19 protein-coding genes and 1 tRNA gene are annotated in these 20,271 nt (G+C 67.5%); 7 read left to right on the top strand and 13 right to left on the bottom strand.

Annotated features, from left to right (window positions below):
• Positions 1-400 precede the first annotated feature (400 nt).
• The 9 genes from ychF to ACT6SE_RS02615 form a co-directional block, all read right to left on the bottom strand.
• Positions 401-1,492, bottom strand: a complete 1,092-nt coding sequence (gene ychF, locus ACT6SE_RS02655; protein WP_014646036.1) for a redox-regulated ATPase YchF — start codon at positions 1,490-1,492, stop codon at positions 401-403.
• 98 nt (positions 1,493-1,590) lie between these two features.
• The gene (locus tag ACT6SE_RS02650) at positions 1,591-2,211 is read right to left on the bottom strand and encodes a DMP19 family protein (RefSeq protein WP_032956927.1); all 621 of its coding nucleotides are present in this window, start codon (positions 2,209-2,211) and stop codon (positions 1,591-1,593) included.
• A gap of 2 nt (positions 2,212-2,213) precedes the next feature.
• Positions 2,214-2,792 (bottom strand): aminoacyl-tRNA hydrolase, encoded by a 579-nt coding sequence (gene pth / locus ACT6SE_RS02645; RefSeq protein ID WP_032956928.1) that lies wholly within the window; start codon positions 2,790-2,792, stop codon positions 2,214-2,216.
• 48 nt (positions 2,793-2,840) lie between these two features.
• The gene (locus tag ACT6SE_RS02640) at positions 2,841-3,458 is read right to left on the bottom strand and encodes a 50S ribosomal protein L25/general stress protein Ctc (RefSeq protein WP_010481743.1); all 618 of its coding nucleotides are present in this window, start codon (positions 3,456-3,458) and stop codon (positions 2,841-2,843) included.
• Between the two features lie 108 nt (positions 3,459-3,566).
• The gene (locus ACT6SE_RS02635) at positions 3,567-4,526 is read right to left on the bottom strand and encodes a ribose-phosphate diphosphokinase (protein ID WP_005415400.1); all 960 of its coding nucleotides are present in this window, start codon (positions 4,524-4,526) and stop codon (positions 3,567-3,569) included.
• A gap of 140 nt (positions 4,527-4,666) precedes the next feature.
• A tRNA-Gln gene (locus ACT6SE_RS02630) sits at positions 4,667-4,743 on the bottom strand.
• Between the two features lie 11 nt (positions 4,744-4,754).
• A complete protein-coding gene (gene ispE, locus ACT6SE_RS02625) occupies positions 4,755-5,624 on the bottom strand; it encodes a 4-(cytidine 5'-diphospho)-2-C-methyl-D-erythritol kinase (protein WP_046429051.1) in 870 nt (289 codons plus the stop codon).
• Positions 5,621-6,280 carry a lipoprotein insertase outer membrane protein LolB gene (gene lolB / locus ACT6SE_RS02620; protein WP_014646033.1) on the bottom strand — a complete coding sequence of 220 codons (660 nt, stop codon included), beginning with the start codon at positions 6,278-6,280 and terminating at the stop codon, positions 5,621-5,623. Before lolB ends, ispE begins: the two co-directional genes overlap by 4 nt.
• Positions 6,277-7,962: a tetratricopeptide repeat protein gene (locus ACT6SE_RS02615; RefSeq protein WP_169411770.1), complete on the bottom strand. Its 1,686-nt coding sequence runs from the start codon at positions 7,960-7,962 to the stop codon at positions 6,277-6,279. The genes lolB and ACT6SE_RS02615 overlap by 4 nt, the downstream gene beginning before the upstream one ends.
• A 63-nt stretch (positions 7,963-8,025) precedes the next feature.
• On the opposite strand from ACT6SE_RS02615, the gene hemA reads away from it, so the two are divergent.
• The 4 genes from hemA to ppk2 are packed head-to-tail and all read left to right on the top strand — an operon-like array spanning position 8,026 to position 12,910.
• Complete coding sequence (gene hemA, locus ACT6SE_RS02610; RefSeq protein ID WP_046429046.1) at positions 8,026-9,309, top strand: glutamyl-tRNA reductase; 1,284 nt, start codon at positions 8,026-8,028, stop codon at positions 9,307-9,309.
• Entirely contained in the window at positions 9,287-10,369 is a 1,083-nt protein-coding gene (gene prfA, locus ACT6SE_RS02605; RefSeq protein WP_014646030.1) for a peptide chain release factor 1, read from the top strand. Before hemA ends, prfA begins: the two co-directional genes overlap by 23 nt.
• A 5-nt stretch (positions 10,370-10,374) precedes the next feature.
• Entirely contained in the window at positions 10,375-12,081 is a 1,707-nt protein-coding gene (locus ACT6SE_RS02600; RefSeq protein ID WP_444811091.1) for an O-linked N-acetylglucosamine transferase, SPINDLY family protein, read from the top strand.
• Between the two features lie 46 nt (positions 12,082-12,127).
• A complete protein-coding gene (gene ppk2 / locus ACT6SE_RS02595; RefSeq protein ID WP_032956942.1) occupies positions 12,128-12,910 on the top strand; it encodes a polyphosphate kinase 2 in 783 nt (260 codons plus the stop codon).
• Between the two features lie 501 nt (positions 12,911-13,411).
• Here the strand turns inward: ppk2 and ACT6SE_RS02590 are convergent.
• Both ACT6SE_RS02590 and ACT6SE_RS02585 read right to left on the bottom strand, forming a co-directional pair.
• Entirely contained in the window at positions 13,412-13,987 is a 576-nt protein-coding gene (locus ACT6SE_RS02590) for a TlpA family protein disulfide reductase (protein ID WP_014646027.1), read from the bottom strand.
• Positions 13,984-15,258, bottom strand: a complete 1,275-nt coding sequence (locus ACT6SE_RS02585; protein ID WP_032956948.1) for a YihY family inner membrane protein — start codon at positions 15,256-15,258, stop codon at positions 13,984-13,986. The genes ACT6SE_RS02590 and ACT6SE_RS02585 overlap by 4 nt, the downstream gene beginning before the upstream one ends.
• 77 nt (positions 15,259-15,335) lie before the next feature.
• Between ACT6SE_RS02585 and wrbA the strand changes: the two genes are divergently transcribed.
• From wrbA to ACT6SE_RS02570, 3 genes are all read left to right on the top strand, one after another.
• The gene (gene wrbA, locus ACT6SE_RS02580; RefSeq protein ID WP_014646025.1) at positions 15,336-15,929 is read left to right on the top strand and encodes an NAD(P)H:quinone oxidoreductase; all 594 of its coding nucleotides are present in this window, start codon (positions 15,336-15,338) and stop codon (positions 15,927-15,929) included.
• A complete protein-coding gene (locus tag ACT6SE_RS02575; RefSeq protein WP_014646024.1) occupies positions 15,926-16,261 on the top strand; it encodes a DUF2069 domain-containing protein in 336 nt (111 codons plus the stop codon). Before wrbA ends, ACT6SE_RS02575 begins: the two co-directional genes overlap by 4 nt.
• Positions 16,262-16,340: 79 nt before the next feature.
• Positions 16,341-16,826, top strand: coding sequence for an asparaginase domain-containing protein (locus ACT6SE_RS02570; RefSeq protein ID WP_010481766.1), 486 nt, complete (start codon positions 16,341-16,343; stop codon positions 16,824-16,826).
• 88 nt (positions 16,827-16,914) lie between these two features.
• On the opposite strand, the gene ACT6SE_RS02565 is transcribed toward ACT6SE_RS02570, so the two are convergent.
• Both ACT6SE_RS02565 and ACT6SE_RS02560 read right to left on the bottom strand, forming a co-directional pair.
• Positions 16,915-18,654: a S8 family peptidase gene (locus ACT6SE_RS02565; protein WP_046429039.1), complete on the bottom strand. Its 1,740-nt coding sequence runs from the start codon at positions 18,652-18,654 to the stop codon at positions 16,915-16,917.
• Between the two features lie 468 nt (positions 18,655-19,122).
• Complete coding sequence (locus ACT6SE_RS02560; protein WP_014646022.1) at positions 19,123-20,217, bottom strand: branched-chain amino acid aminotransferase; 1,095 nt, start codon at positions 20,215-20,217, stop codon at positions 19,123-19,125.
• Between the last annotated feature and the right edge of the window lie 54 nt (positions 20,218-20,271).

Below are 20,271 nucleotides of genomic sequence, written 5' to 3'. Positions count from 1 at the left end.
GCGTTTCCGGACGTGGTGATTCTTTGTCCACGGCCCCGATTGTTTTCCACACGGTACGTGGAGAGCAATGGGAACTTGGTGTGGACAAGTGGGTGCGAGCATTGCAGCGCAGGCGTTTCGAAGCGCGGTGAAAATTTGTCCAGGTCGCGCGGGCGAGCCCCTTGTAGAGCCGAGCCCACGCTCGGCTCCGGCTGGCATCAGCCGAGCATGGGCTCGGCTCTACATCAGGTTCGTCGGTTTTCCACACCACGCGTGGAAAGCGATGGGAGTTTGCTGTGGACAAGTACCGGCGAACGTCACACCGCAAGCGTTTCGCAGCCTGGTGTTTTTTTGTCCATCACCGGAAACGCGAACGCCCCGCACAGGGCGGGGCGTCCGGGGTCGATCCGATGCCGCAGGATCAGACGTTGAAGCGGAAGTGCAGGATGTCGCCTTCCTGCACGCGGTACTCCTTGCCTTCCAGGCGCAGGCGGCCGGCTTCCTTCGCGCCGGCTTCGCCCTTGTACTTGATGAAGTCGTCATACGCGATGGTTTCAGCGCGGATGAAGCCCTTCTCGAAGTCGGTGTGGATGACCGCCGCGGCCTGCGGGGCGGTGGCGCCCTTGCGCACGGTCCACGCACGGACTTCCTTCACGCCGGCGGTGAAGTAGGTCTGCAGGCCGAGCAGGCTGTAGGCCGCGTTGATCACGCGGTTCAGGCCCGGCTCGCTCAGGCCCAGGTCCGCCAGGAAGGTATCGCGGTCTTCGTCGTCGAGCTGGGACAGCTCTTCTTCGATCGCGGCCGACACCGGCACCACCTGCGCGCCTTCGGCGGCAGCATGCGCACGCACGGCTTCCAGGTGCGGGTTGTTGTCGAAACCGTCTTCCAGCACGTTGGCGATGTACATCACCGGCTTCAGGGTCAGCAGGAACAGGTCGCGCACCAGCGCCTTCTCTTCCTCGTCCAGCCCGGCCGAGCGCCCAGCCTTGCCCTCCGACAGTGCAGCCTGCAACTTGGCCAGCACCGGCTTGCGCGCCGCCGCATCCTTGTCGCCGCCCTTGGCCGCACGCTCAGCACGGTTCAGCGCCTTCTCGACACTGTCCAGGTCGGCCAGCGCCAGTTCGGTGTCGATGGTTTCGATGTCCGAGATCGGGTCGACCTTGCCGGCCACGTGCACGATGTCACCGTGCTCGAAGCAGCGCACCACGTGGGTGATGGCATCGACTTCGCGGATGTGCGCCAGGAACTTGTTGCCCAGGCCTTCACCGCTGGCGGCACCGGCGACCAGGCCGGCGATGTCGACGAACTCGACCGCGGTCGGGATGACCTTCTGCGGGTTGATGATGCCCGCCAGCTCGTTCAGGCGCGGATCCGGCACCGGCACGATGCCGACGTTCGGCTCGATGGTGCAGAACGGGAAGTTCGCCGCGGCGATGCCCGCCTTGGTCAGCGCATTGAACAGGGTCGACTTGCCGACGTTGGGCAGGCCGACGATGCCGCATTTGATACCCATGGGTTGAATCCGGGTTTGAGTGTAAGTGGATGATTCGGGATTCAAGGCTCGCCTGCGGGCATGCCCTCAATCCCCAATCGTCCTTCCAGTAGCCCGCGCTAGAACGCGGCGTACAACCTGTGACGTTCTGCGTACGCTTTCAGCAGTTCTTCAAGCTGGCCGTCGTCGACCAGTGCATAGAATCGCCCATCCAGCGCATCAAGTGCTGTTTCGACTTCATCGTCGAGATACCCGTCGGCACGATAGATCTGCAGGCGTCTCTGCGCATGATGATCTTCCATGGCCTCATTGCCAAACAGTAGCTGCTGGGCCGCGAGCACGATGTCTCGCACGTCAAGCTGCTGCATCTCCCCAAGCCCTGCAAGCGCTTCCGCGATGTAGCCGCCAGCAGAATTTTGGAAATAGGCATCAAGCCCTCCACGATAGACATCATTGATGAGCGCGTTGATCGCAAAGTAGCGCTGATCCTGCACTGACAATCCGGAAAATCCACAACCGTTCCCGTGGACTTGTTCGATCAACCAATGCCAATGCCGCCCCTCTGCTGATTCCTCGAAGCGCTTGCGCTCCTCGCGAACCTCCCGATCTCGCGTCTTCGCCATTTCCATGCTTTGCCGCGTGCCATTCCGGCACGGCATGCAGAGCCCATCGTTCCGGGCCGCCGTCGCCAGCAGGATCATGGCGCCACACACGGTGCAGGGAGTACGCGGGTCGGTCATGGTCAGCGCGGGGTGTGCAGCCGCTTCATCGCTTCGTTGAAATCGCCCTGCACCGCCAGCGGCAGCACGTCGATCGCATCGTCGATGGCGCGTGCGATCAGCACGTCATCCTCCTTGGACGGGCGCCCCAGCACCCAACCCACCACGCGGTCCTTGTGGCCGGGATGGCCGATGCCCACGCGCAGGCGGTGGAATTTGCCATGACCCAGCAGGCGGATGGTATCGCGCAGGCCGTTCTGGCCGCCGTGGCCACCGTCGAACTTAAGCCGCGCCGCACCGGGCGGCAGGTCCAGCTCGTCGTGGGCCAGCAGGGTTTCCTCCGGCTCGATCTTCCAGAACCGCTGCGCGGCGGTGACCGACTTGCCGCTGAGGTTCATGAAGGTGGCGGGCTTGAGCAGCCACACCGTCTGCCCGGCGATCTCGACCTTGGCGGTCTCGCCGAACAACTTGCTGTCCACATTCCATCGCGCACCGGCTTTTTCCGCCAGGGCCTCAACGAAATGAAACCCGGCATTGTGCCGGGTCCGGGCGTGTTCCGATCCGGGATTGCCCAGACCGACGATCAGTCGCAGTCCTGCCATGGTTCCTTCCAGTACGGTGCCTGCCCGGAGGCAGGCACCGTAACGGTATTACTCGGCGGCAGCCGCTTCTTCGTCAGCCTCGTCGGCCTTGCCGGCCTTGGCGGTGACGATGGCGTCGTCGTGGTCCTTGCCCAGCGCCAGCGCCGGGATTTCCACGCCCTTCGGCAGCTTGATGTTGGACAGGTACACGACGTCACCGGCCTTCAGCTCGCCCAGGTCGACTTCGATCGACTCCGGCAGGTCCTTCGGCAGGCAGGTGATGGTCACTTCCTTCAGTTCGTGGGTGACCACGACGTCGGCAGCCTTGCCGGCCGGCGAGGTGTCTTCGTTGACGAAGTGCAGCGGGACCGAAGCGGTCAGGGCTTCGTTCTCGTTCACGCGCTGGAAGTCCAGGTGCATGATCAGCTGCTTGTACGGGTGGCGCTGCATGTCACGCAGCAGGACCTTCTGCACCTGGCCATCCAGGTTCAGGTCCAGGATCGAGGCATAGAACCACTCGTTCTGCTGGGCCAGCCAGATTTCGTTGTGGTCCAGGCTGATGGCGACCGGCTCGGCGTTGCCGCCGTACACGATAGCCGGGATCACACCAGCGTGACGCAGGCGGCGGCTCGCACCCTTACGCTGCAGTTCACGCTTGGTGACCTTGATTTCATGGGTCTTCGACATTTTCGACTACTCAGGTTGTTGCCGCGCCCTGCGGCGTGGCGGTTGAAGATGCTTCCGCGACCAGAAGCATCCGGGTATGTCCCCGCCGTTGCCGGCAGGGACGAAAACTCAGTCGACGTACAGCGAGCTGACCGACTCGCCGAAGGCGATGCGGCGCATCGTTTCGGCCAGCATTTCCGCCACGCTCAGCTGGCGGATCTTGCTGCACACCCGCGCTGCGTCCTTCAGCGGGATGGTGTCGGTCACCACCAGCTCGTCGAGCTGGGAATTGGTGATGTTGTCCACCGCCGGGCCCGACAGCACCGCGTGGGTGCAGTAGGCGGCGACCTTGAGCGCACCGCGCGCCTTCAGGGCAGCGGCAGCGGCGCACAGGGTGCCGGCGGTATCGACGATGTCATCGACCATCACGCAGGTCTTGCCTTCGACGTCACCGATGATGTTCATCACGGTGGAGACGTTGGCGCGCGGGCGGCGCTTGTCGATGATCGCCAGGTCGGCGTCATCCAGGCGCTTGGCCACCGCACGGGCGCGGACCACGCCGCCCACGTCCGGCGAGACAACAATCAGGTTCTCGGTGCCGTAGGCGCGCCAGATGTCGGCCAGCAGCAGCGGGGACGCATACACGTTGTCCACCGGAATATCGAAGAAGCCCTGGATCTGGTCGGCGTGCAGGTCGACGGTCAGCACGCGATCAGCGCCAGCGGTGCTGAACATCTTGGCCGCCAGCTTGGCGGTGATCGGCACGCGCGAGGAACGCATGCGGCGGTCCTGGCGCGAGTAGCCGAAGTACGGCACCACGGCGGTCACGCTGGCCACCGATGCGCGCTTGAGCGCGTCGATCAGCACCAGCAGTTCCATCAGGTTTTCCGCGCTCGGCGCGCAGGTCGGCTGGATCACGAACACGTCCTGCTTGCGGACGTTCTCTTCGATTTCCACCTGCACTTCACCATCGGAGAAGTGCGACACCAGCGCCTTGCCCGGGCGGACCCCCAGTTCCTTGCAGATGTTCTGCGCCAGACGTTTGTTGGCGTTGCCGGAAAAGACCAGCAGGTTCGGGGACTCTTGCATCATGATTGTCTCGGGCGGGGACGAGTGGCGGGGATCCGGAGTCGGCAAGGACCCCGATGGACCCTTGCTGCTGACAACACCGCGGTTGTTTCCACGTCCCGCGCGGGCGATGCGCTGGAAGGCGCGGACACAGCCGCTATTGGCAGGGGCGGTAGGATTCGAACCTACGAATGCCAGGATCAAAACCTGGTGCCTTGGGCCTCTTGGCGACGCCCCTGCATTGATAAATCAGTGTTGCTCGAGTGCATCCAGCAGTGGCGAACGCGCAACGCCCGCTGCCACCCTTGCCCGCAACTCCTTCGGCAACTTCGACCGCCCCTGCTCTGCAGCAGCCTGCGATGCGAACTCGACGAAACAACCACTTCCCGAACCGGTCAGCCGCGCCGCGCCGATGTCGCTCAACGCGGCAAGCGCTGCCTCGACGGCAGGCTCACGGCGGCGCAGCACCGGTTCGAACGCGTTCCCGACCAGGGTCCCGGAAGCGAAGTCCTCTATTTTCGCCACTGGGCTGTCGCGCGTCAAATCCGGGTCTGCAAACAGGACCGGCGTAGGAACATGAACACCCGGTTCAACCACCACATACCAGGCCGGCGCCAGCGTGATCGGCTGCAGGCGCTCGCCCACCCCTTCGGCCCAGGCATTGTGGCCACGCACGAACACCGGCACGTCGGCGCCCAGGCGCAGGGCCAGCGCGGCCAGGGCATCCTCGTCCAGGCCGGCGCGCCAGAGCCGATTCAGCACCACCAGTACGGTGGCCGCATCGGACGAACCGCCGCCGAAGCCACCACCGGCAGGAATGTGCTTTTCGACGATGATGTCAGCACCTTGCGCGCCCTTCGCCTCATCCTGGAGCAGGCGCGCGGCCCGCACCGCCAGGTCATCGGCCTCGGCCACGCCGGCCAGGCCCTCGCCCTGCCGACGCACCTGACCGTCTTCACGCAGGCGCAGGCCGATGCGGTCCCCCCAGTCCAGCAGGCGGAATACGGTCTGCAGCTCGTGGTAGCCGTCGGCTCGGCGGCCAGTGATGTGCAGGAACAGGTTCAGCTTGGCCGGGGCCGGCCACCAGGACCAGCCCGCGTCGTCGCGCCCGGCGCTCATGGCGTGCCCTGCCCCCACTGGTCCACCAGCAGGCGCACCTTGGCGTCGCCATTGCTGGCCTCGATCCGTCGCGGCAGCGCCGGTCGTCCGGCGTCGGCCGGGTACCAGTCCAGGTACTGCACCTGCCAGCCCATCTGCTGCATGCGGCGCGGCCGGCCTTCACCGTCGCGCTCGACCTTTTCCGGACCGGCAGCATCCCCGGCCACCAGGCCGCGGATCCACTCCGGCAGCTGATTGACCGGGATGTCCCAGCCAGTCGCTTCCAGCAGCAGCTGCTGGGCGTCCTCGCCATCGCGCGGACCGCCGGACAGCCCTTCCAGGCGACCGGCTTCGGAATGGGTGTCGCCGGTCAGCTTCCAGCTCTGCCGGGTCACCGGCGCGCTCAGTTCGACCACGTAGCGGCGGCCGTCCTGCTTCCAGTCGATGCGACCGCTGCCGCCGTCCTTGCCCTTGCTGACCGCCACCCGCCCCTGGAAGGCCCAGTCCGGCTGTGCCTGCAGCGCGGCCACGCGCGCTGCCTCGGCCTGCGCCGCTTCAGCCGAAACAATCTCGACCACCGCTGGCGCCGGGGTCTTCTGCGTGCCGACACTGGTACAGGCGCTCACCGCCAGGGTCACGGTCGCCAACAGCAGCGGCCGGATCAGGGAACCACTCATGGATTGAATTTCTCACGGGCGCGCAGCAGCGCGCGGTTTTCAGGGTCGAGCTTGGCCGCTTCGTCGAAGAAGTGGCGGGCCTCGTCATGCTTGCCCAGCACCCACAGCACTTCGCCGACGTGGGAAGCGATCTCCGGGTCCTTGGCCAGGGTCCAGGCCCGGCGCAGCTGTACCAGTGCCTCTTCCTTGCGGCCCAGGCGATACAGCACCCAGCCATAGCTGTCGACGATGGCGGCGTTGTCCGGCTCGGCCACGCGGGCGCGGTCGATCAGCTCCAGCGCTTCCTGCAGGCGGCCGGTGCGATCGGCCAGGGTGTAGCCCAGCGCGTTCAGCGCCGGCACGTTTTCCGGGTCGGTCACCAGGATCTTGCGCAGGTCGGCCTCGGCGCGCGGGATGTCGTCGCGGCGCTCCCAGGTGAGCGCACGTGCGTACAGCAGGCCGTTGTCGTCCGGGTAGGCGGCCAGGCCGCGGGCCAGCGCATCCAGTTCACCGGCGCTGTCGTCACCACGCTGGCGCAGTTCGGCTTCCAGCAGGTAGGCGTCACGGCGCACATCGTCGTCGACCACCGCGTCGGACTGGATCGCGTGCACTTCCTCCAGCGCCAGCGACAGGCGCCCGGCCAGGGCCTGGGCATTGGCCGCGCGCAGGCGCGCTTCGCTCAGCTCATCGCCACCGGGCACGCTGTGGTACCACTGCACCGCCTCGGGGTAACGCTTCAGGTATTCGGCGATCTTGCCCAGCAACAGGCGCTGCGCCGGATCCGGCTTGGCCGCCTGCCGCGACAGCTCGTTGTAGAGGTTGGACAGCGCCGCCTTGTCGCCCTGCTTGGCCAGCAGCGAGGCGCGCATGCCCCAGGTCTGTACGTCCTGCGGGCCGAACGCCAACACGCGCTCGGCCGCAGCCGGCTGGCCCAGGCTGTCGTAGGCGATGGCCACCGCATTGCGCAGCTCGGGGTCCTGGCGGGTCTTCGGCTCGACGTCGTGCAGCAGCGACAATGCCTTGTCGGTCTCGCCCGCCTGCTGCAGCTGGCTGGCACGCAGCAACGCTACGCGCGGTTCTTCCGGGAAGCGCTTGACCACTTCATCGATCATGCGCCGCGCCAGCTCGGGCTTGTCCATGCGCAGGGCCAGGCGACCGAACTCCTGCCAGGCCTCGATCTTCGGCGGAATCGCATTGGCATCAACCAGCTCGCCGAGCACCTGCGCCGGCACCGCCGGGTCGCGGCCACCGCCGATCAGCGCGGCCAGGGCGAACTTCCAGCCGCGCTCGTCGGGGTCGGCCAGCAGCGCCTGCAGCTCGGTGCGGGCAGCCTTCACATCGCCCTGGCGCATGGCCAGCGCACCGGCGGCGCTGCGCATGGTCAACGAGCGCGGGGCGCGCTGCTGCCACAGGGCCAGGCCCTTGGCGGCGCTGGCATCATCGTTGGCCAGCATGGAGATACGGGTCGCGCGCTCGGCCAGGCCGGCGTCGCCGTCGGTCTGCTGCGCGGCCTGCAGGTACCAGCGCGCGGCCTCGGCCAGCTTGCCGGCCTGCAGGGCGAACTCACCGGCCATCACCGGTTCCAGCGCCAGTTCCTCAGTGGCCGCGGCCCGCACGGGGGCCTTGGCCGGCACCGCCGCCAGGGCCTGGGCGCAGGCCAGGGACAGCAGCAGAACACTGGGGATGCGAATCAATGCGGGCATCGTCGGCATCGGGGCCTTAAAATGTCGTCCAATGGCCAGCAGCTTATCGCAAGCAACTGAACAATGACCCTGTGGGTGCTCGGACTGAATCACCAGACCGCACCGGTGGAGCTGCGCGAGCGCGCGGCCTTCGCCGGTGAGGCGTTGCCGCGTGCGCTGGGCTCGCTGCGCGATACCCCGCAGATCGCCGAGGCAGTGCTGCTGTCCACCTGCAACCGCACCGAACTGTATGCCGTGGCCGAGTCGGCACAGGCGCTGGACCAGTGGCTGCACAGCCAGGCAGGCGACCTGCAGGGCTACCTGTACCAGCATGCCGATGCCGAGGCCGTGCGCCACCTGTTCCGGGTCGCCACCGGGCTGGACTCGATGGTGCTGGGCGAACCGCAGATCCTCGGCCAGGTAAAGGATGCCTGGTCGACCGCGCGTGACCACGGCCTGCTCGGCCAGCGCCTGGACCGCCTGTTCCAGCAGACCTTCTCGGTAGCCAAGCGTGCGCGCACCGATACCCAGGTCGGCGCCAACCCGGTGTCGGTGGCCTCGGCGGCGGTGCGCCTGGCGCAGAACGCCTTCGCGCGCCTGGATGACTCCACCGTGCTGCTGGTCGGTGCCGGCGAGACCATCGAGCTGGCTGCACGCCACCTGAGTGAGGGCAAGGTGCGGCGGCTGCTGATCGCCAACCGCACCCTTGCCCACGCGCAGGAACTGGCCAGCCGCCATGGCGGCGTGGCCCTGCCGCTGACCGAACTGGACCGCCATCTCGGCGAGGCCGACATCGTGTTCTCGGCCACCGCCGCGCGCGAACCTGTGATCCATCGCGAGATGGTGGCCAACGCACTGCGCGCGCGCCGGCACAAGCCGATGCTGCTGTTCGACCTGGCCGTGCCGCGCGACATCGAAGCCGAGGTCGGCACGCTCAACGACGCCTTCCTCTACACCGTCGATGACCTGGAACGCGCGGTGGAAGACAACCGCCGTGGCCGCCGCGAGGCCGCCGCCGAGGCCGAGGCGATCATCGACCTGCAGGTGTCGCGTTTCATCGAGACCCAGCAGGCCAGCGCCCACCAGGCACCGCTGCGGCAGCTGCGTGCGTTCGGCGAAGCGACCCGCGCCGAACTGCTGGAGCGCGCACGGCAGCAGCTGGCCAACGGCAAGCCCGCCGACGAAGTGCTGGAACTGCTGGCCCATGGCCTGACCAACCGCTTGCTGCATCCGCCGACCGCCGCACTGCGCGCGGCCGCGCTCAGTGGCGATGCCGACCTGACCCGCGCCGCCGAGCGCCTGTTCCCGGCCACGCCGGGTTACCGCCACCCACCCGTGAGACCCGATGACGCCGACCCTGCGCCGTAAGCTGGAAGCGCTGGCCGAGCGCCGCGAAGAACTGGAACGCCTGCTCGCCGAACCCGATGTGGTCGCCGACAACACCCGTTTCCGCGACCTTTCGCGCGAATTCGCCCAACTTGAACCGGTCGCTGCCGCGCTCGCCGAGGAAGCCCGTGCCAAGGCCGACCTGGCCGCCGCCGAAGGCATGCGCGCCGACCCCGACCTGCGTGAACTGGCCGACGAGGAAATCGCCGCGGCGCAGGCGCGCCTGCAGGAACTGGAACAAGAACTGGCCCTGCTGCTGGTACCGCGCGATCCGCGCGACGAAGGCAACCTGTTCCTGGAAGTACGCGCCGGCACTGGCGGCGATGAAGCCGCGATCTTCGCCGGCGATCTGTTCCGCATGTACGCCCGCTATGCCGAGCGCCAGGGCTGGAAGGTCGAGATCGAATCAGACAACCCCGGTGAGCATGGCGGCTACAAGGAAGTGGTGGCGCGCGTGGTCGGCCGTGGTGCGTTCTCGCGCCTGAAGTTCGAATCGGGCACGCATCGCGTGCAGCGCGTGCCGGCCACCGAATCGCAGGGCCGCATCCACACCTCGGCGGCCACCGTGGCGATCATTCCCGAGGCCGACGAGGTCGATGACATCGTCATCAACCCGGCCGACCTGAAGGTGGATACGTTCCGCTCGTCCGGTGCCGGCGGCCAGCACGTCAACAAGACCGAATCGGCCATCCGCATCACCCACGTGCCGACCGGCGTGGTGGTGGAGTGCCAGACCGAGCGCAGCCAGCACGCCAACCGCGACAAGGCGATGAAGCGCCTGAAGGCGCAGCTGCTCGATGCCGAGCGCCAGCGCCAGGACGCCGCGCAGGCCGAATCGCGGCGCCTGCAGGTCGGCAGCGGCGACCGCAGCCAGCGCATCCGCACCTACAACTTCCCGCAGGGCCGGATCACCGACCACCGCGTGGAAGGCCTGACCCTGTACGACCTGCCCAACATCCTCGCCGGCGACCTCGACCCGCTGCTGCAGCGGCTCAGCCACGAACACCAGGTCGATGCCCTGGCCCAGCTGTCGGCGGGCTGAGCACGATGTCGGCCTGGCAGCAGCGACAGCACCTGCAGCAGGCGATCGCACGCCAGCCCGGCGATTTCGTCGCCTGGGTGATGCTGGCCGACCTGGAGCTGGAAGCCGGCGACATCGCCGCCGGCGAGCAGGCGGCACGACGCGCGCTGCAGCTGCGCCCGAACCACCCCGAGGCACTGGCGCGCCTGGGCCGCGTGGCCTGGATGGCCGGCGCGCACGCCGACGCGGCGAAGCTGCTCGGCCAGGCCTCGGCATTGGCCCCGCAGCACCCGGGCATCGCGCTGTGGCTGGGCCATGCGCTGGAAGACGCCGACGATGCCGAAGGCGCAGCAGCGGCCTATCGCCGCGCGCATGCGCTGATGCCGGATGAACCCTACATCGCCGCGCAGCGCCTGGCGTGGCAGCGCCGCCTGTGCGACTGGCAGGACGTGGACACGCTGGCTGCGCAGGTACGCGCCGCGCTCGCCGCCGGCCACGGTGCGGTGGAACCCTTCGCCTTCCTCAGCGAAGACGCCAGCGCGGGCGAGCAGTTGGCCTGTGCACGTGCGCGCGCCGCACTGATCGCCGCCTCGGTCCGGCCCTTGCCGGCAGTGACGGTACGCGCGCGCGGCCCGTTGCGCGTCGGCTTCCTTTCCAATGGCTTCGGCGCCCATCCCACCGGGCTGCTGACCGTGGCCCTGCTCGAACACCTGCGTCATGACCCGGCGTTGCAGCTGCACCTGTTCGCGCTGAACCGCGCCGATGGCAGCGGCATCCGCGGACGCCTGCAGTCCGCGACCCGGCTGCATGAGGTGGCCGCACTGCGGCATGCCGACATCGCGGCCCGCATCCGCGCACAGGGCATCGACCTGCTGTTCGACCTGCGCGGCTGGGGCGGCGGCGGCACGCCCGAAGTGCTGGCGATACGCCCGGCCCCGCTGCAGCTGAACTGGCTGGCCTACCCCGGCACCTCGGGCGCGCGATGGCTGGACGCCGTGGTCGCCGACGAATTCGTACTGCCGGCAGCGCTGGAACCGCACTTCAGCGAACGCGTCCTGCGCCTTCCGCGGGCCTTCCAGCCCTCGGACAACACCCGCACGCTGGAGCCGTCGCCGTCCCGCGCCGAGTGCGGGCTGCCCGAGCACGGCGTGGTGTTCTGCTGCTTCAACAACAGCTACAAGCTCAACCCGCGCAGCATGGGCCGCGCCTTCGCGGTTCTGCAGGCGGTGCCCGGCAGCGTGCTGTGGCTGCTGTCCGGCCCCGGCCAGGCCGACGCCCGCCTGCGCACCGCCGCGCAGGCTGCCGGCCTGGACCCGGCGCGGCTGGCGTTCATGGCCAAGCTGCCGCATCCGCAGTACCTGGCCCGCTACCCACTGGCCGACCTGTTCCTCGACACGCATCCGTACAACGCGCACACCACCGCCTCCGATGCACTGTGGGCCGGCTGCCCGGTGCTGACCTGCCCGGGCGACACCTTCGCCGCGCGCGTGGCCGGCAGCCTCAACCACCATCTGGGGCTGGCCCGGATGAATGTCGCCGATGATGCGGCGTTCATCGCCACCGCCAGCGCACTGGGCAATGACCCCGCAGCACTGGCCTCGCTTCGCGCCGAGCTGGCGCAGGCGCGCGACCGCAGTGGCCTGTTCGACATGGCCGGGTTTGCCCGCGACCTGTCGGCCCTGCTGCAGCGGCTTGCCGGTGAACACGGCTGGCAGGGCGTCGACAGCACCTGAGCGACCCCTGCGTTACGCTCGGGCTTCCTCCCCGCGTGGTGTGACGATGGCCAAGCTCAAGCGCAAGGACTACGACGAACTGCTGCTGCCGCTGCAGCTGGAACTGACCGCGATGGCGCGCTGGGTGCAGCTCAGCGGGCAACGCCTGCTGGTGCTGTTCGAGGGACGGGATACGGCAGGCAAGGGCGGCGCGATCCAGGCCATCAGCCAGCATCTCAATCCACGCCAATGCCGGGTGGTAGCACTGCCCAAGCCTACCGACCGCGAAGCCACGCAGTGGTATTTCCAGCGCTATGCCTCGCATCTTCCCGCCGCCGGCGAGATCGTGCTGATGGACCGCAGCTGGTACAACCGCGCAGGCGTCGAGCGGGTGATGGGCTATTGCAGCGAAACCGAGTACCAGCAGTTCCTGCGCCAGGCACCGGTGTTCGAGCAGCTGCTGGTGGATGACGGCATCCTGCTGTTCAAGTACTGGCTGTGCGTGGACCAGGAGCAGCAGGAGAAGCGCTTCGCCGAACGCCACCTCGATCCGCTGAAGGGCTGGAAGCTGTCCCCGGTCGACCTGAAATCGCGCAGCAAGTACAGCGCCTATACCGAAGCCCGCGAGGCGATGCTGCGCGCGACGCATCGCGAGGCTGCGCCGTGGACGCTGGTGGATTTCAACGACCAGCGGCTGGGGCGACTGACCCTGGTGCGCAACCTGCTGGACCGGTTGCCGGACACACGGGTGGATGCACCGTTGCCGGAGCTGCCGAAGCTGAAGGGCAAGCTGCATCGCGAGCACTACGATGTGCTGAAGCCCATCGAGGATTTCCCGGTCGAGGATTAGGGTTGTTCGGCAGGGTTGCACCCTGCACCTGCTCAACGCAACGGCAACGGCAACAGCAACAGCAACAGCTGGCATCCGCGGGATGGCGGCGCGGTGGGTGGGCACGACCGTTGGCGCCATGGATGGCGACATCGAGCCCCCATGGACGGGTCTACGGCGTGTCCTACCCACCCAACCGCCCCGCCTCTGACAGATCCCTGCGGCTGTTGGTAGGTGTCGACCTTGGTCGACACATCTGTCAGATATCGAAATGGAACCGGGGTCAGATCCGTTTTCCTGCGGAAAGCGGATCTGACCCCATCGGCAATCCCATTGGCCTGGCGGGCGTCGGATCGTGTCTGGGGCAGAGCCCCCCCTGAGCCAGGGGGCGGCCGCGAAGCGGCGGGGGTTTGGGTGTTGGTAAGTGGGGCCCGCGGTTCGCGCAGCGAAGCGTGGGAGCGGCAGCGCGCATGCGATGGCGCGTACCGAGGTGCAGGGCCGCAGGCCCTGCCGACCCACCCACTACTTGGCGGCCGCGATCTGCTTTTCGATGTCGGCGGCGGTCACCGGGCCAAGGAAAGTGTGGGCCAGCTTGCCCTGCGGATCCAGCAGATGCGTCAACGGCAGGCCTCGCGGCGTGGCGAAGTCGGCCGGCGGATCGAACGGGTCCACGATCACGATCGGATAGGTCACCGGATGCTTGGTCAGGAACGACTGCATTTCCGGCACTTCGATGTCCTCGTAGGCCAGGCCGACCACCTCGATGTTGCTGCGCATCGCATGCAGCGCCGACAGCTCGGGCATCTCCTTGCGGCACGGGGCGCACCAGGTCGCCCAGAAGTTCACCACCACCCACTTGCCACGATGCGCGGCCAGATCGTAGTCGCTGCCATCCACCGCCTTCATCTTCAAGGTCGGGAATTCGGCAGTGGTGCGCTCGGCCGGGGTTTCATCGACCGGTGCCGGAGTGGTCGGCGTCGGCGCCTGTGCCGGCGGCTGGCTGCTGGCCGGTGTCGGCTCCTGGGCCGGCTTGCAGGCCGCCAGGGCCAGCAGCAGGGTCAACGGGAGCAGCAGCGGCAACGGCGTCTTGCGGGTCATGGCATGTCTCCAGAGTCGGTATAGATATCACTGACCTTGCGCTTCAGGCGTTCGCGCAGGGGCAGCCGCAGATCGTCCAGCGCCGCCAGTGCGGCACGGCCCAGGCTGTCATCACGGTACGGCAGGTGCTGCTCGGCCACCGGGATGCGCAGCTGGGTACATTCGTACAGATCGGCCAGGCTGACCTGGTCCAGGTCACGCGACAGCAGCCACTCGCCCCGCTCGTCGCGGCGCAGCAGGTCGATCTCCTGCAGGTTGCAGATCAGGTCCTGCAGCAGTGAATCGGTCAGCATCGGCTCCAGCCGCAGGATCTCGTCATCGGCCAGGCCCTTGCCCTTGGCCCGTGCATGCTGGAAGCGGCCAAGCAGGCGCAGCAGTCCATAGAACTCATACCCCTGCGGCAGGCGCAGTTCCACCGGCTGGTAGCGGAAGGCGGCCATCGAAGAAGCCAGCGACGCCCCCAGCAGCACCGCCACCCAGCACAGGTAGATCCACAGCAGCAGGATCGGCACGAACGCCACCGTGCCATACAGTTTCTGGTAGGACTGGAAGCTGCCCAGATAGGCACCGATGCCCCACTTCACCAGTTCCAGGATGACCGCCGCCAGGATCGCGCCGGGCACGGCATGCCGCCATTTCACCGTGTGGTGCGGCACCACCCGGAACATCAGCGTGATGCAGACGAACTCGATCAGGATCGGCGCCAGCCGCAGCGCCAGCTCGGCCAACCAACGGCCCTCCTGGGTACCGAACAACGGCATCGCGAACACCCGCGCCGATACCGCAAGCGATGCGGCGGCGAGCATCGCGCCCAAGGTCAGCACGGTCCAGTAGACCAGGAAGCGGGTCAGCTTGGGCCGGGTCGAGCCGACCCGCCAGATCTGGTTGAAGGTCTCTTCCACACTGTTGAGCGTGATCAGCAGTGAGGCCACCAGTGCGATGAAGCCGGCCGCCGTCAGCTGGCCGGCACTGGCCGAGAACTGCCGCAGGTAGCCCTCGGCCGCACGCGCCGCGGAGGGCACGAAGTTGGAGAATACGTAGTCGCTGAGCTGATCGCTCCAGCGGTCGAAGACGGGGAAGGCCGACAGCACACCGAATACCACGATCGCCAGCGGTACCAGCGCGAACACCGTGGTGTAGGCCAGCGCCGCCGCTGCCTGGAACAGGCGGTCGTCGAGGAAGCGATGCCACAGGAAGCGGCCGAAACTGATGGCCCGTGCGCGATCCCGCGCGCGCTCCATCCACAGGTTGAGCGTATCCAAAGGTTCCATCGGTGGAAGGGTACCCGATGCGGAATGCTGGCAGGATAGCCATACTGGTAGCCACACGACGAGGAGAAGCGGGCACGATGGGCGAGATTCTGGTGCTGTACTACAGCCGGGGCGGTTCGGTGGCACGGCTGGCGCGCCAGATCGCGCGGGGCATCGGCGAAGTGCCGGGCATGACCGCGCGCCTGCGCACGGTGCCGCCGGTGGCCGCCGTGACCCAGACCGCGCAGCCACCGGTACCCGACGATGGCGCCCCCTACGTGAGCGTGCAGGACCTGGTCGACTGCCAGGGCCTGCTGCTCGGCAGCCCCACCCGCTTCGGCAACATGGCCGCGCCGGTCAAGCACTTCCTGGATGGGCTGGGCGCCGAATGGGTCAATGGCACCCTGTCCGGCAAGCCGGCCGGCGTGTTCACGTCCACCGCCTCGATGCACGGCGGCCAGGAATCGACCCTGCTGTCGATGCAGGTGCCACTGCTGCACCACGGCTGCGTGATCGTCGGCATCCCGTTCACCGAACCGGCGCTGAGCCACACCACCAGTGGCGGCACGCCCTATGGCGCCAGCCACGTGGCCGGTGCCGCCGACGATCCGCAGCCGACCGACGACGAAGCGGTGCTGGCGCGCGCGCTGGGGCGCCGGGTGGCCGACATCGCGCAGCGGTTGGCCCGATGAACCGCGCGCCGCGCACGGTCCTGCTGCTGGCCCTGATGGGGCTGGCCGCGCTGTTCGCAGGCTGGTTCATCAATGACAGGCACTGGCTGGCCACCCAGCTGGTGTTCACCGCGCCACCGCTGGCACTGGCCATCGCCGTGCGCCTGGGCTGGCGCAAGGCCGGCTTCTGGGCCTCGGTGCTGGCGCTGGGCTGGTTCAGCCACGGCGTGATGAGCGCCTGGAGCCACCCGGAGACGCGCTGGCTGGCGCTGATCGAGATCGCGCTGGCGCTGCTGGTGATCTTCAGCGCCAGCCTGCCCGGCCTGCGCGCCCGCTTCGGCAAGCGGCGCTGACGCTGCGCGCCCAGGGCCTTATCATCTGCATTCCTGGCCCCGCGCCGCAGTCCCTGTCCTGGTTTCGCGCATGCACATGATGGAAGAGCTCCTGGTCGTCACCACCGGTGGCACGATCGACAAGATCTACTTCGACGACAAGTCGGACTACCAGATCGGCGATCCGCAGATCGGCATGATCCTGCGCGAGCTGGGCGTGACGTTCCGCTTCAACGTGATTCCGATCCTGCGCAAGGATTCGCTGCACATCAACGACGAAGACCGCGAGCTGATCCGCGCCACCATCGCCGCGCAGCCCACCCGGCACGTGCTGGTGACCCACGGCACCGATTCGATGGTGCAGACCGGCAAGGTGCTGGCGACGATCCCGGACAAGACCATCGTGATGACCGGTGCGCTGAGCCCGGCACGCTTCCGCGGCTCGGATGCGGAGTTCAACATCGGTTGTGCGATCGGTGCGGTGCAGTCGCTGCCGAGCGGCGTGTACATCGCGATGAACGGGCGGATCTTCGACCCGCAGCACGTGCGCAAGAACGTGGCGGCGAACCGTTTCGAGTCGGTCTGAGGAACAGCGTGCCGGCCGAGGTCGGCACCCACCCGGACAAAAACGCCCCGGCCGAAGCCAGGGCGTGCCCATGGAGAGGGACTTGGGCTCAGTACTGGGCGTTGAGGGTCAGGCCCGAGAAGGTGCTGTACGCCTTCACCCGCACATACCAGGTGCCGGCGGCAGGGCTGTTGATGGTGCAGGTCTCGCTGTTGCCGCTCAGGTACGGACGGCAGGTGTAGGTGGTATCGGTCGGGGCACTGCCCTGGCGCACGTACAGGTCGGCATCACCGCTGCCGCCACTGATTGCCACGCGCAACTGGGTGCTGCCGGCCGGAACGGCGACGGTGTAGTTCAGCTCGGCACCGGTCGCGGCGCCCAGGCCGGTCACCGGCACGTTGTTCTGCAGCACGTTGCCGCCCGGGTTCGGGCCACCGCCATTGATCGCCGCATCCACGGCCGCGTTGGCGTCGACAATGCCGGCGCCGCAGCCCCCCGAGCAGGCGCCCGGCAGCGGGCGTGCGGTGCTCTTGATGATGCTCTCGACCTGTGCCGGGCTCAGCGGGCTCGGCGCCACCGACTGCATCAGGGCCACCACACCGGCCACATGCGGCGCCGCCATCGAGGTGCCGTTGTAGGACGCATAGGTGGCGCTGCCCGGCGTGGTGGTGCCCGTGTTGAGGGTGGACAGGATGCTCTGGCCCGGGCCGGAAATGTCGATGCCGGCACCATAGTTGGAGAAGCTGGCACGAGCACCGGCCGAGGTCGTGGCCGCCACCGCGATCACGTTCGCGCAGTTGGCCGGCACCGACGAGGACACGTTGGTGTTGCTGTTGCCGGCGGCGACCACCACGGTGGTGCCGCGGCTGACCGCGCCGTTGATCGCGTTCTGGTAGGTGGCCGAGCAGGTGCCGCCGCCGCCCAGCGACATGTTGATGACTTCCGCCGGATTGGCATTGGCCGGCACGCCACTGACGGTGCCGCCGGAGGCCCACACGATCGCATCGGCGATGTCGGAGGTATAGCCGCCGCACTTGCCGAGCACGCGCACCGGGACGACCTTGGCGTTGAACGCCGTGCCGGCCACGCCGGTGCTGTTGTTGGTCACCGCCGCCACGGTGCCGGCGACGTGGGTGCCGTGCCAGCTGGAGTTGGACGCCGGGATGCCCGAGCCGCACTCGTTGGCGCCATACCAGTCGCCCTCGTCGTTCGGGTTGCTGTCGCGGCCACCGCCATCGCGCGCCATCGCGGCATCGCTGATGAAGTCATAGCCGGGCAGGATGTTGGCGTTGAGATCGGGATGGTTGGTGATGCCGGTATCGATCACGGCCACCACCACGCCGGTGCCGGTGGCCTTGTCCCAGGCCGGCCGCACGTTGATCGACGCGTTGGAGGTACCAAAGCCCCACTGTTCGCTGAAGCGGGTGTCATTCGGGGTCAGCGTCGCACGCATGATCTGGTCGACTTCGACGTATTCCACGTTCGGGTCGGCGGCCAGCTTGCGCATCAGCAGCTCGGATTCAGCCTGGTCAAGCGGGCGGTCGGTCCTGACCAGGGTCGGGCCGACGGCCAGCTTGCGGACCTGCTGCAGGCCCAGCGCACGGCCCTGGCTGCTGGCCAGGCCGGCGGCGGCACTCTTCAGCGAAGAGGCCAGTGCGGTGGTGTTGGCCACCGGCGCACTGCCGTCGCGGTACTTCACGATGAAGCGCTGGTGCGTCGGCGCGGACTGCAGGCCGCTGAGCTGGACGTCACCGGCCAGCGCAGGCGTGGCCAGCAGCAGCGATGACAGAACGGACGCACCAAGGACCACCCACACTCGACGCACACGCGGTTGCGTTACCTGGGACATCGTATTTCCCTTTCTAGTGGTGTGAATGCCGGAATCGGCAGAAGCACCGGCCCGAACCATGGGCTGGCTTGCGTTGGCGAGGTTCGAAGTCCGGCGAGTCAGCGGATCCCCCTATCGATCCGCCGTGTAGATGACGCTAATGACCAAAACCGGACACCACAAGATTTTCAGCGTCTTTTCAGCAAGATGAAATGTTCGTTCTGAGACTTCCCGGGTCGAGGGTTTGTGAAGGTGAAGGAACTTTCTCATCTCCTGCACACACCTGACTGGGTCATCACCTGTCCTGCGATGACTTTGCCGACATCGGCATCCGCCGATTCGGGGTCGGAGCCGGGGTCAGATCCCTTTTCCCACGGAAAAGGATCTGACCCCACCCACCTGTCCACAACGCAGAAAGCCCGTCACAGGGACGGGCTTTCCAGAAACGCAGCCGGGCGTGGGCTCGGCTCTACAGTTCAGCGTGAGCGATCAGCCCAGCTTGACCAGCCAGTTGTGCCGGTCCGGCAGGCGGCCGTACTGGATGTCGGTCAGTTCCTTGCGCAGCGACATGGTCACTTCGCCGGCCGGCGCGTTGATGTCGCCCACCGAGAAACCCTCGCCCTTCAGCTGGCCGATCGGGGTGACCACCGCCGCAGTGCCACAGGCAAACACTTCGCTGATCGCACCGGAGGCCACGCCGTCCTTCCACTCGTCGATGCTGACCTTGCGCTCTTCGACCTTCATGCCACGGTCGCGCGCCAGCTGCAGGATGCTCTCGCGGGTGATGCCCTCGAGGATGCTGCCGGACAGTTCCGGGGTGACCAGCGTACCGTCCTTGTAGACCAGGAACACGTTCATGCCGCCCAGTTCTTCCAGGTACTTGCCTTCGACCGGGTCCAGGAACAGCACCTGCGAGCAGCCCTGCGCCTGCGCCTTCTGCTGCGGCAGCAGCGAGGCGGCGTAGTTGCCACCGCACTTGGCGGCGCCGGTGCCGCCCTTGGCCGCGCGCGCGTATTCGGTGGACAGCCAGATCGACACCGGGGCCACGCCCTTGGCAAAGTACGGGCCGGCCGGGCTGGCGATGACGTAGTAGCCGGCCTTGTGCGCGCCGCGCACGCCGAGGAAGGCTTCGTCGCCGATCATGAACGGGCGGAAGTACAGGCTCGACTCGTCGGCCGACGGCACCCACTCGCTGTCGACGGCGATCAGCTGCTTCAGCGATTCGACGAAGATCTCCACCGGCAGTTCCGGCAGCGCCAGGCGCTGCGCCGAACGCTGCAGGCGACGGCCGTTGGCATCCGGGCGGAAGGTCCAGATCGAGCCGTCAGCATGGCGGTAGGCCTTGATGCCTTCGAAGATCTCCTGGCCGTAGTGCAGCACGGCCGCGGCCGGGTCCAGCTGCAGCGGGCCGTAGGCACGCACACTGGCGTTGTGCCAGCCGGCATCCTTGTCCCAGCGCACTTCCACCATGTGATCGGTGAAGTGCAGGCCGAAGCCCGGCTTCTCCAGGATCTTGGCGCGCTCTTCAGCGCTGCGCGGGTGGTCCGAACGGGTGACGGCGAAGCTGGGAATGGACTGGGACACCGGAGGATTCCTGTTCTGGTTGCGGGTAGTGCCGGGCCCGCGTCACTGCGGGCC

Source organism: Stenotrophomonas sp. LC732 (genome assembly GCF_052446685.1).
In the GTDB taxonomy this organism is placed as follows: domain Bacteria; phylum Pseudomonadota; class Gammaproteobacteria; order Xanthomonadales; family Xanthomonadaceae; genus Stenotrophomonas; species Stenotrophomonas muris.
The sequence above is the reverse complement of the archived record's forward strand: the minus strand, read 5'-3'. Positions and strand labels throughout refer to the sequence as shown.

Coding starts and splice junctions, on each gene's coding strand:
- ACT6SE_RS02650 (WP_032956927.1), bottom strand. CDS start 2,211: ATGACCGACCCGCGTACTCCCTGCACCGTGTGTGGCGCCATGATCCTG.
- prfA (WP_014646030.1), top strand. CDS start 9,287: ATGACGCCGACCCTGCGCCGTAAGCTGGAAGCGCTGGCCGAGCGCCGC.
- ACT6SE_RS02565 (WP_046429039.1), bottom strand. CDS start 18,654: ATGTCCCAGGTAACGCAACCGCGTGTGCGTCGAGTGTGGGTGGTCCTT.
- lolB (WP_014646033.1), bottom strand. CDS start 6,280: ATGAGTGGTTCCCTGATCCGGCCGCTGCTGTTGGCGACCGTGACCCTG.
- ppk2 (WP_032956942.1), top strand. CDS start 12,128: ATGGCCAAGCTCAAGCGCAAGGACTACGACGAACTGCTGCTGCCGCTG.
- ACT6SE_RS02570 (WP_010481766.1), top strand. CDS start 16,341: ATGGAAGAGCTCCTGGTCGTCACCACCGGTGGCACGATCGACAAGATC.
- ACT6SE_RS02575 (WP_014646024.1), top strand. CDS start 15,926: ATGAACCGCGCGCCGCGCACGGTCCTGCTGCTGGCCCTGATGGGGCTG.
- ispE (WP_046429051.1), bottom strand. CDS start 5,624: ATGAGCGCCGGGCGCGACGACGCGGGCTGGTCCTGGTGGCCGGCCCCG.
- ACT6SE_RS02585 (WP_032956948.1), bottom strand. CDS start 15,258: ATGGAACCTTTGGATACGCTCAACCTGTGGATGGAGCGCGCGCGGGAT.
- ACT6SE_RS02600 (WP_444811091.1), top strand. CDS start 10,375: ATGTCGGCCTGGCAGCAGCGACAGCACCTGCAGCAGGCGATCGCACGC.
- ACT6SE_RS02640 (WP_010481743.1), bottom strand. CDS start 3,458: ATGTCGAAGACCCATGAAATCAAGGTCACCAAGCGTGAACTGCAGCGT.
- ychF (WP_014646036.1), bottom strand. CDS start 1,492: ATGGGTATCAAATGCGGCATCGTCGGCCTGCCCAACGTCGGCAAGTCG.
- pth (WP_032956928.1), bottom strand. CDS start 2,792: ATGGCAGGACTGCGACTGATCGTCGGTCTGGGCAATCCCGGATCGGAA.
- wrbA (WP_014646025.1), top strand. CDS start 15,336: ATGGGCGAGATTCTGGTGCTGTACTACAGCCGGGGCGGTTCGGTGGCA.
- ACT6SE_RS02615 (WP_169411770.1), bottom strand. CDS start 7,962: ATGCCCGCATTGATTCGCATCCCCAGTGTTCTGCTGCTGTCCCTGGCC.
- ACT6SE_RS02635 (WP_005415400.1), bottom strand. CDS start 4,526: ATGCAAGAGTCCCCGAACCTGCTGGTCTTTTCCGGCAACGCCAACAAA.
- hemA (WP_046429046.1), top strand. CDS start 8,026: ATGACCCTGTGGGTGCTCGGACTGAATCACCAGACCGCACCGGTGGAG.
- ACT6SE_RS02590 (WP_014646027.1), bottom strand. CDS start 13,987: ATGACCCGCAAGACGCCGTTGCCGCTGCTGCTCCCGTTGACCCTGCTG.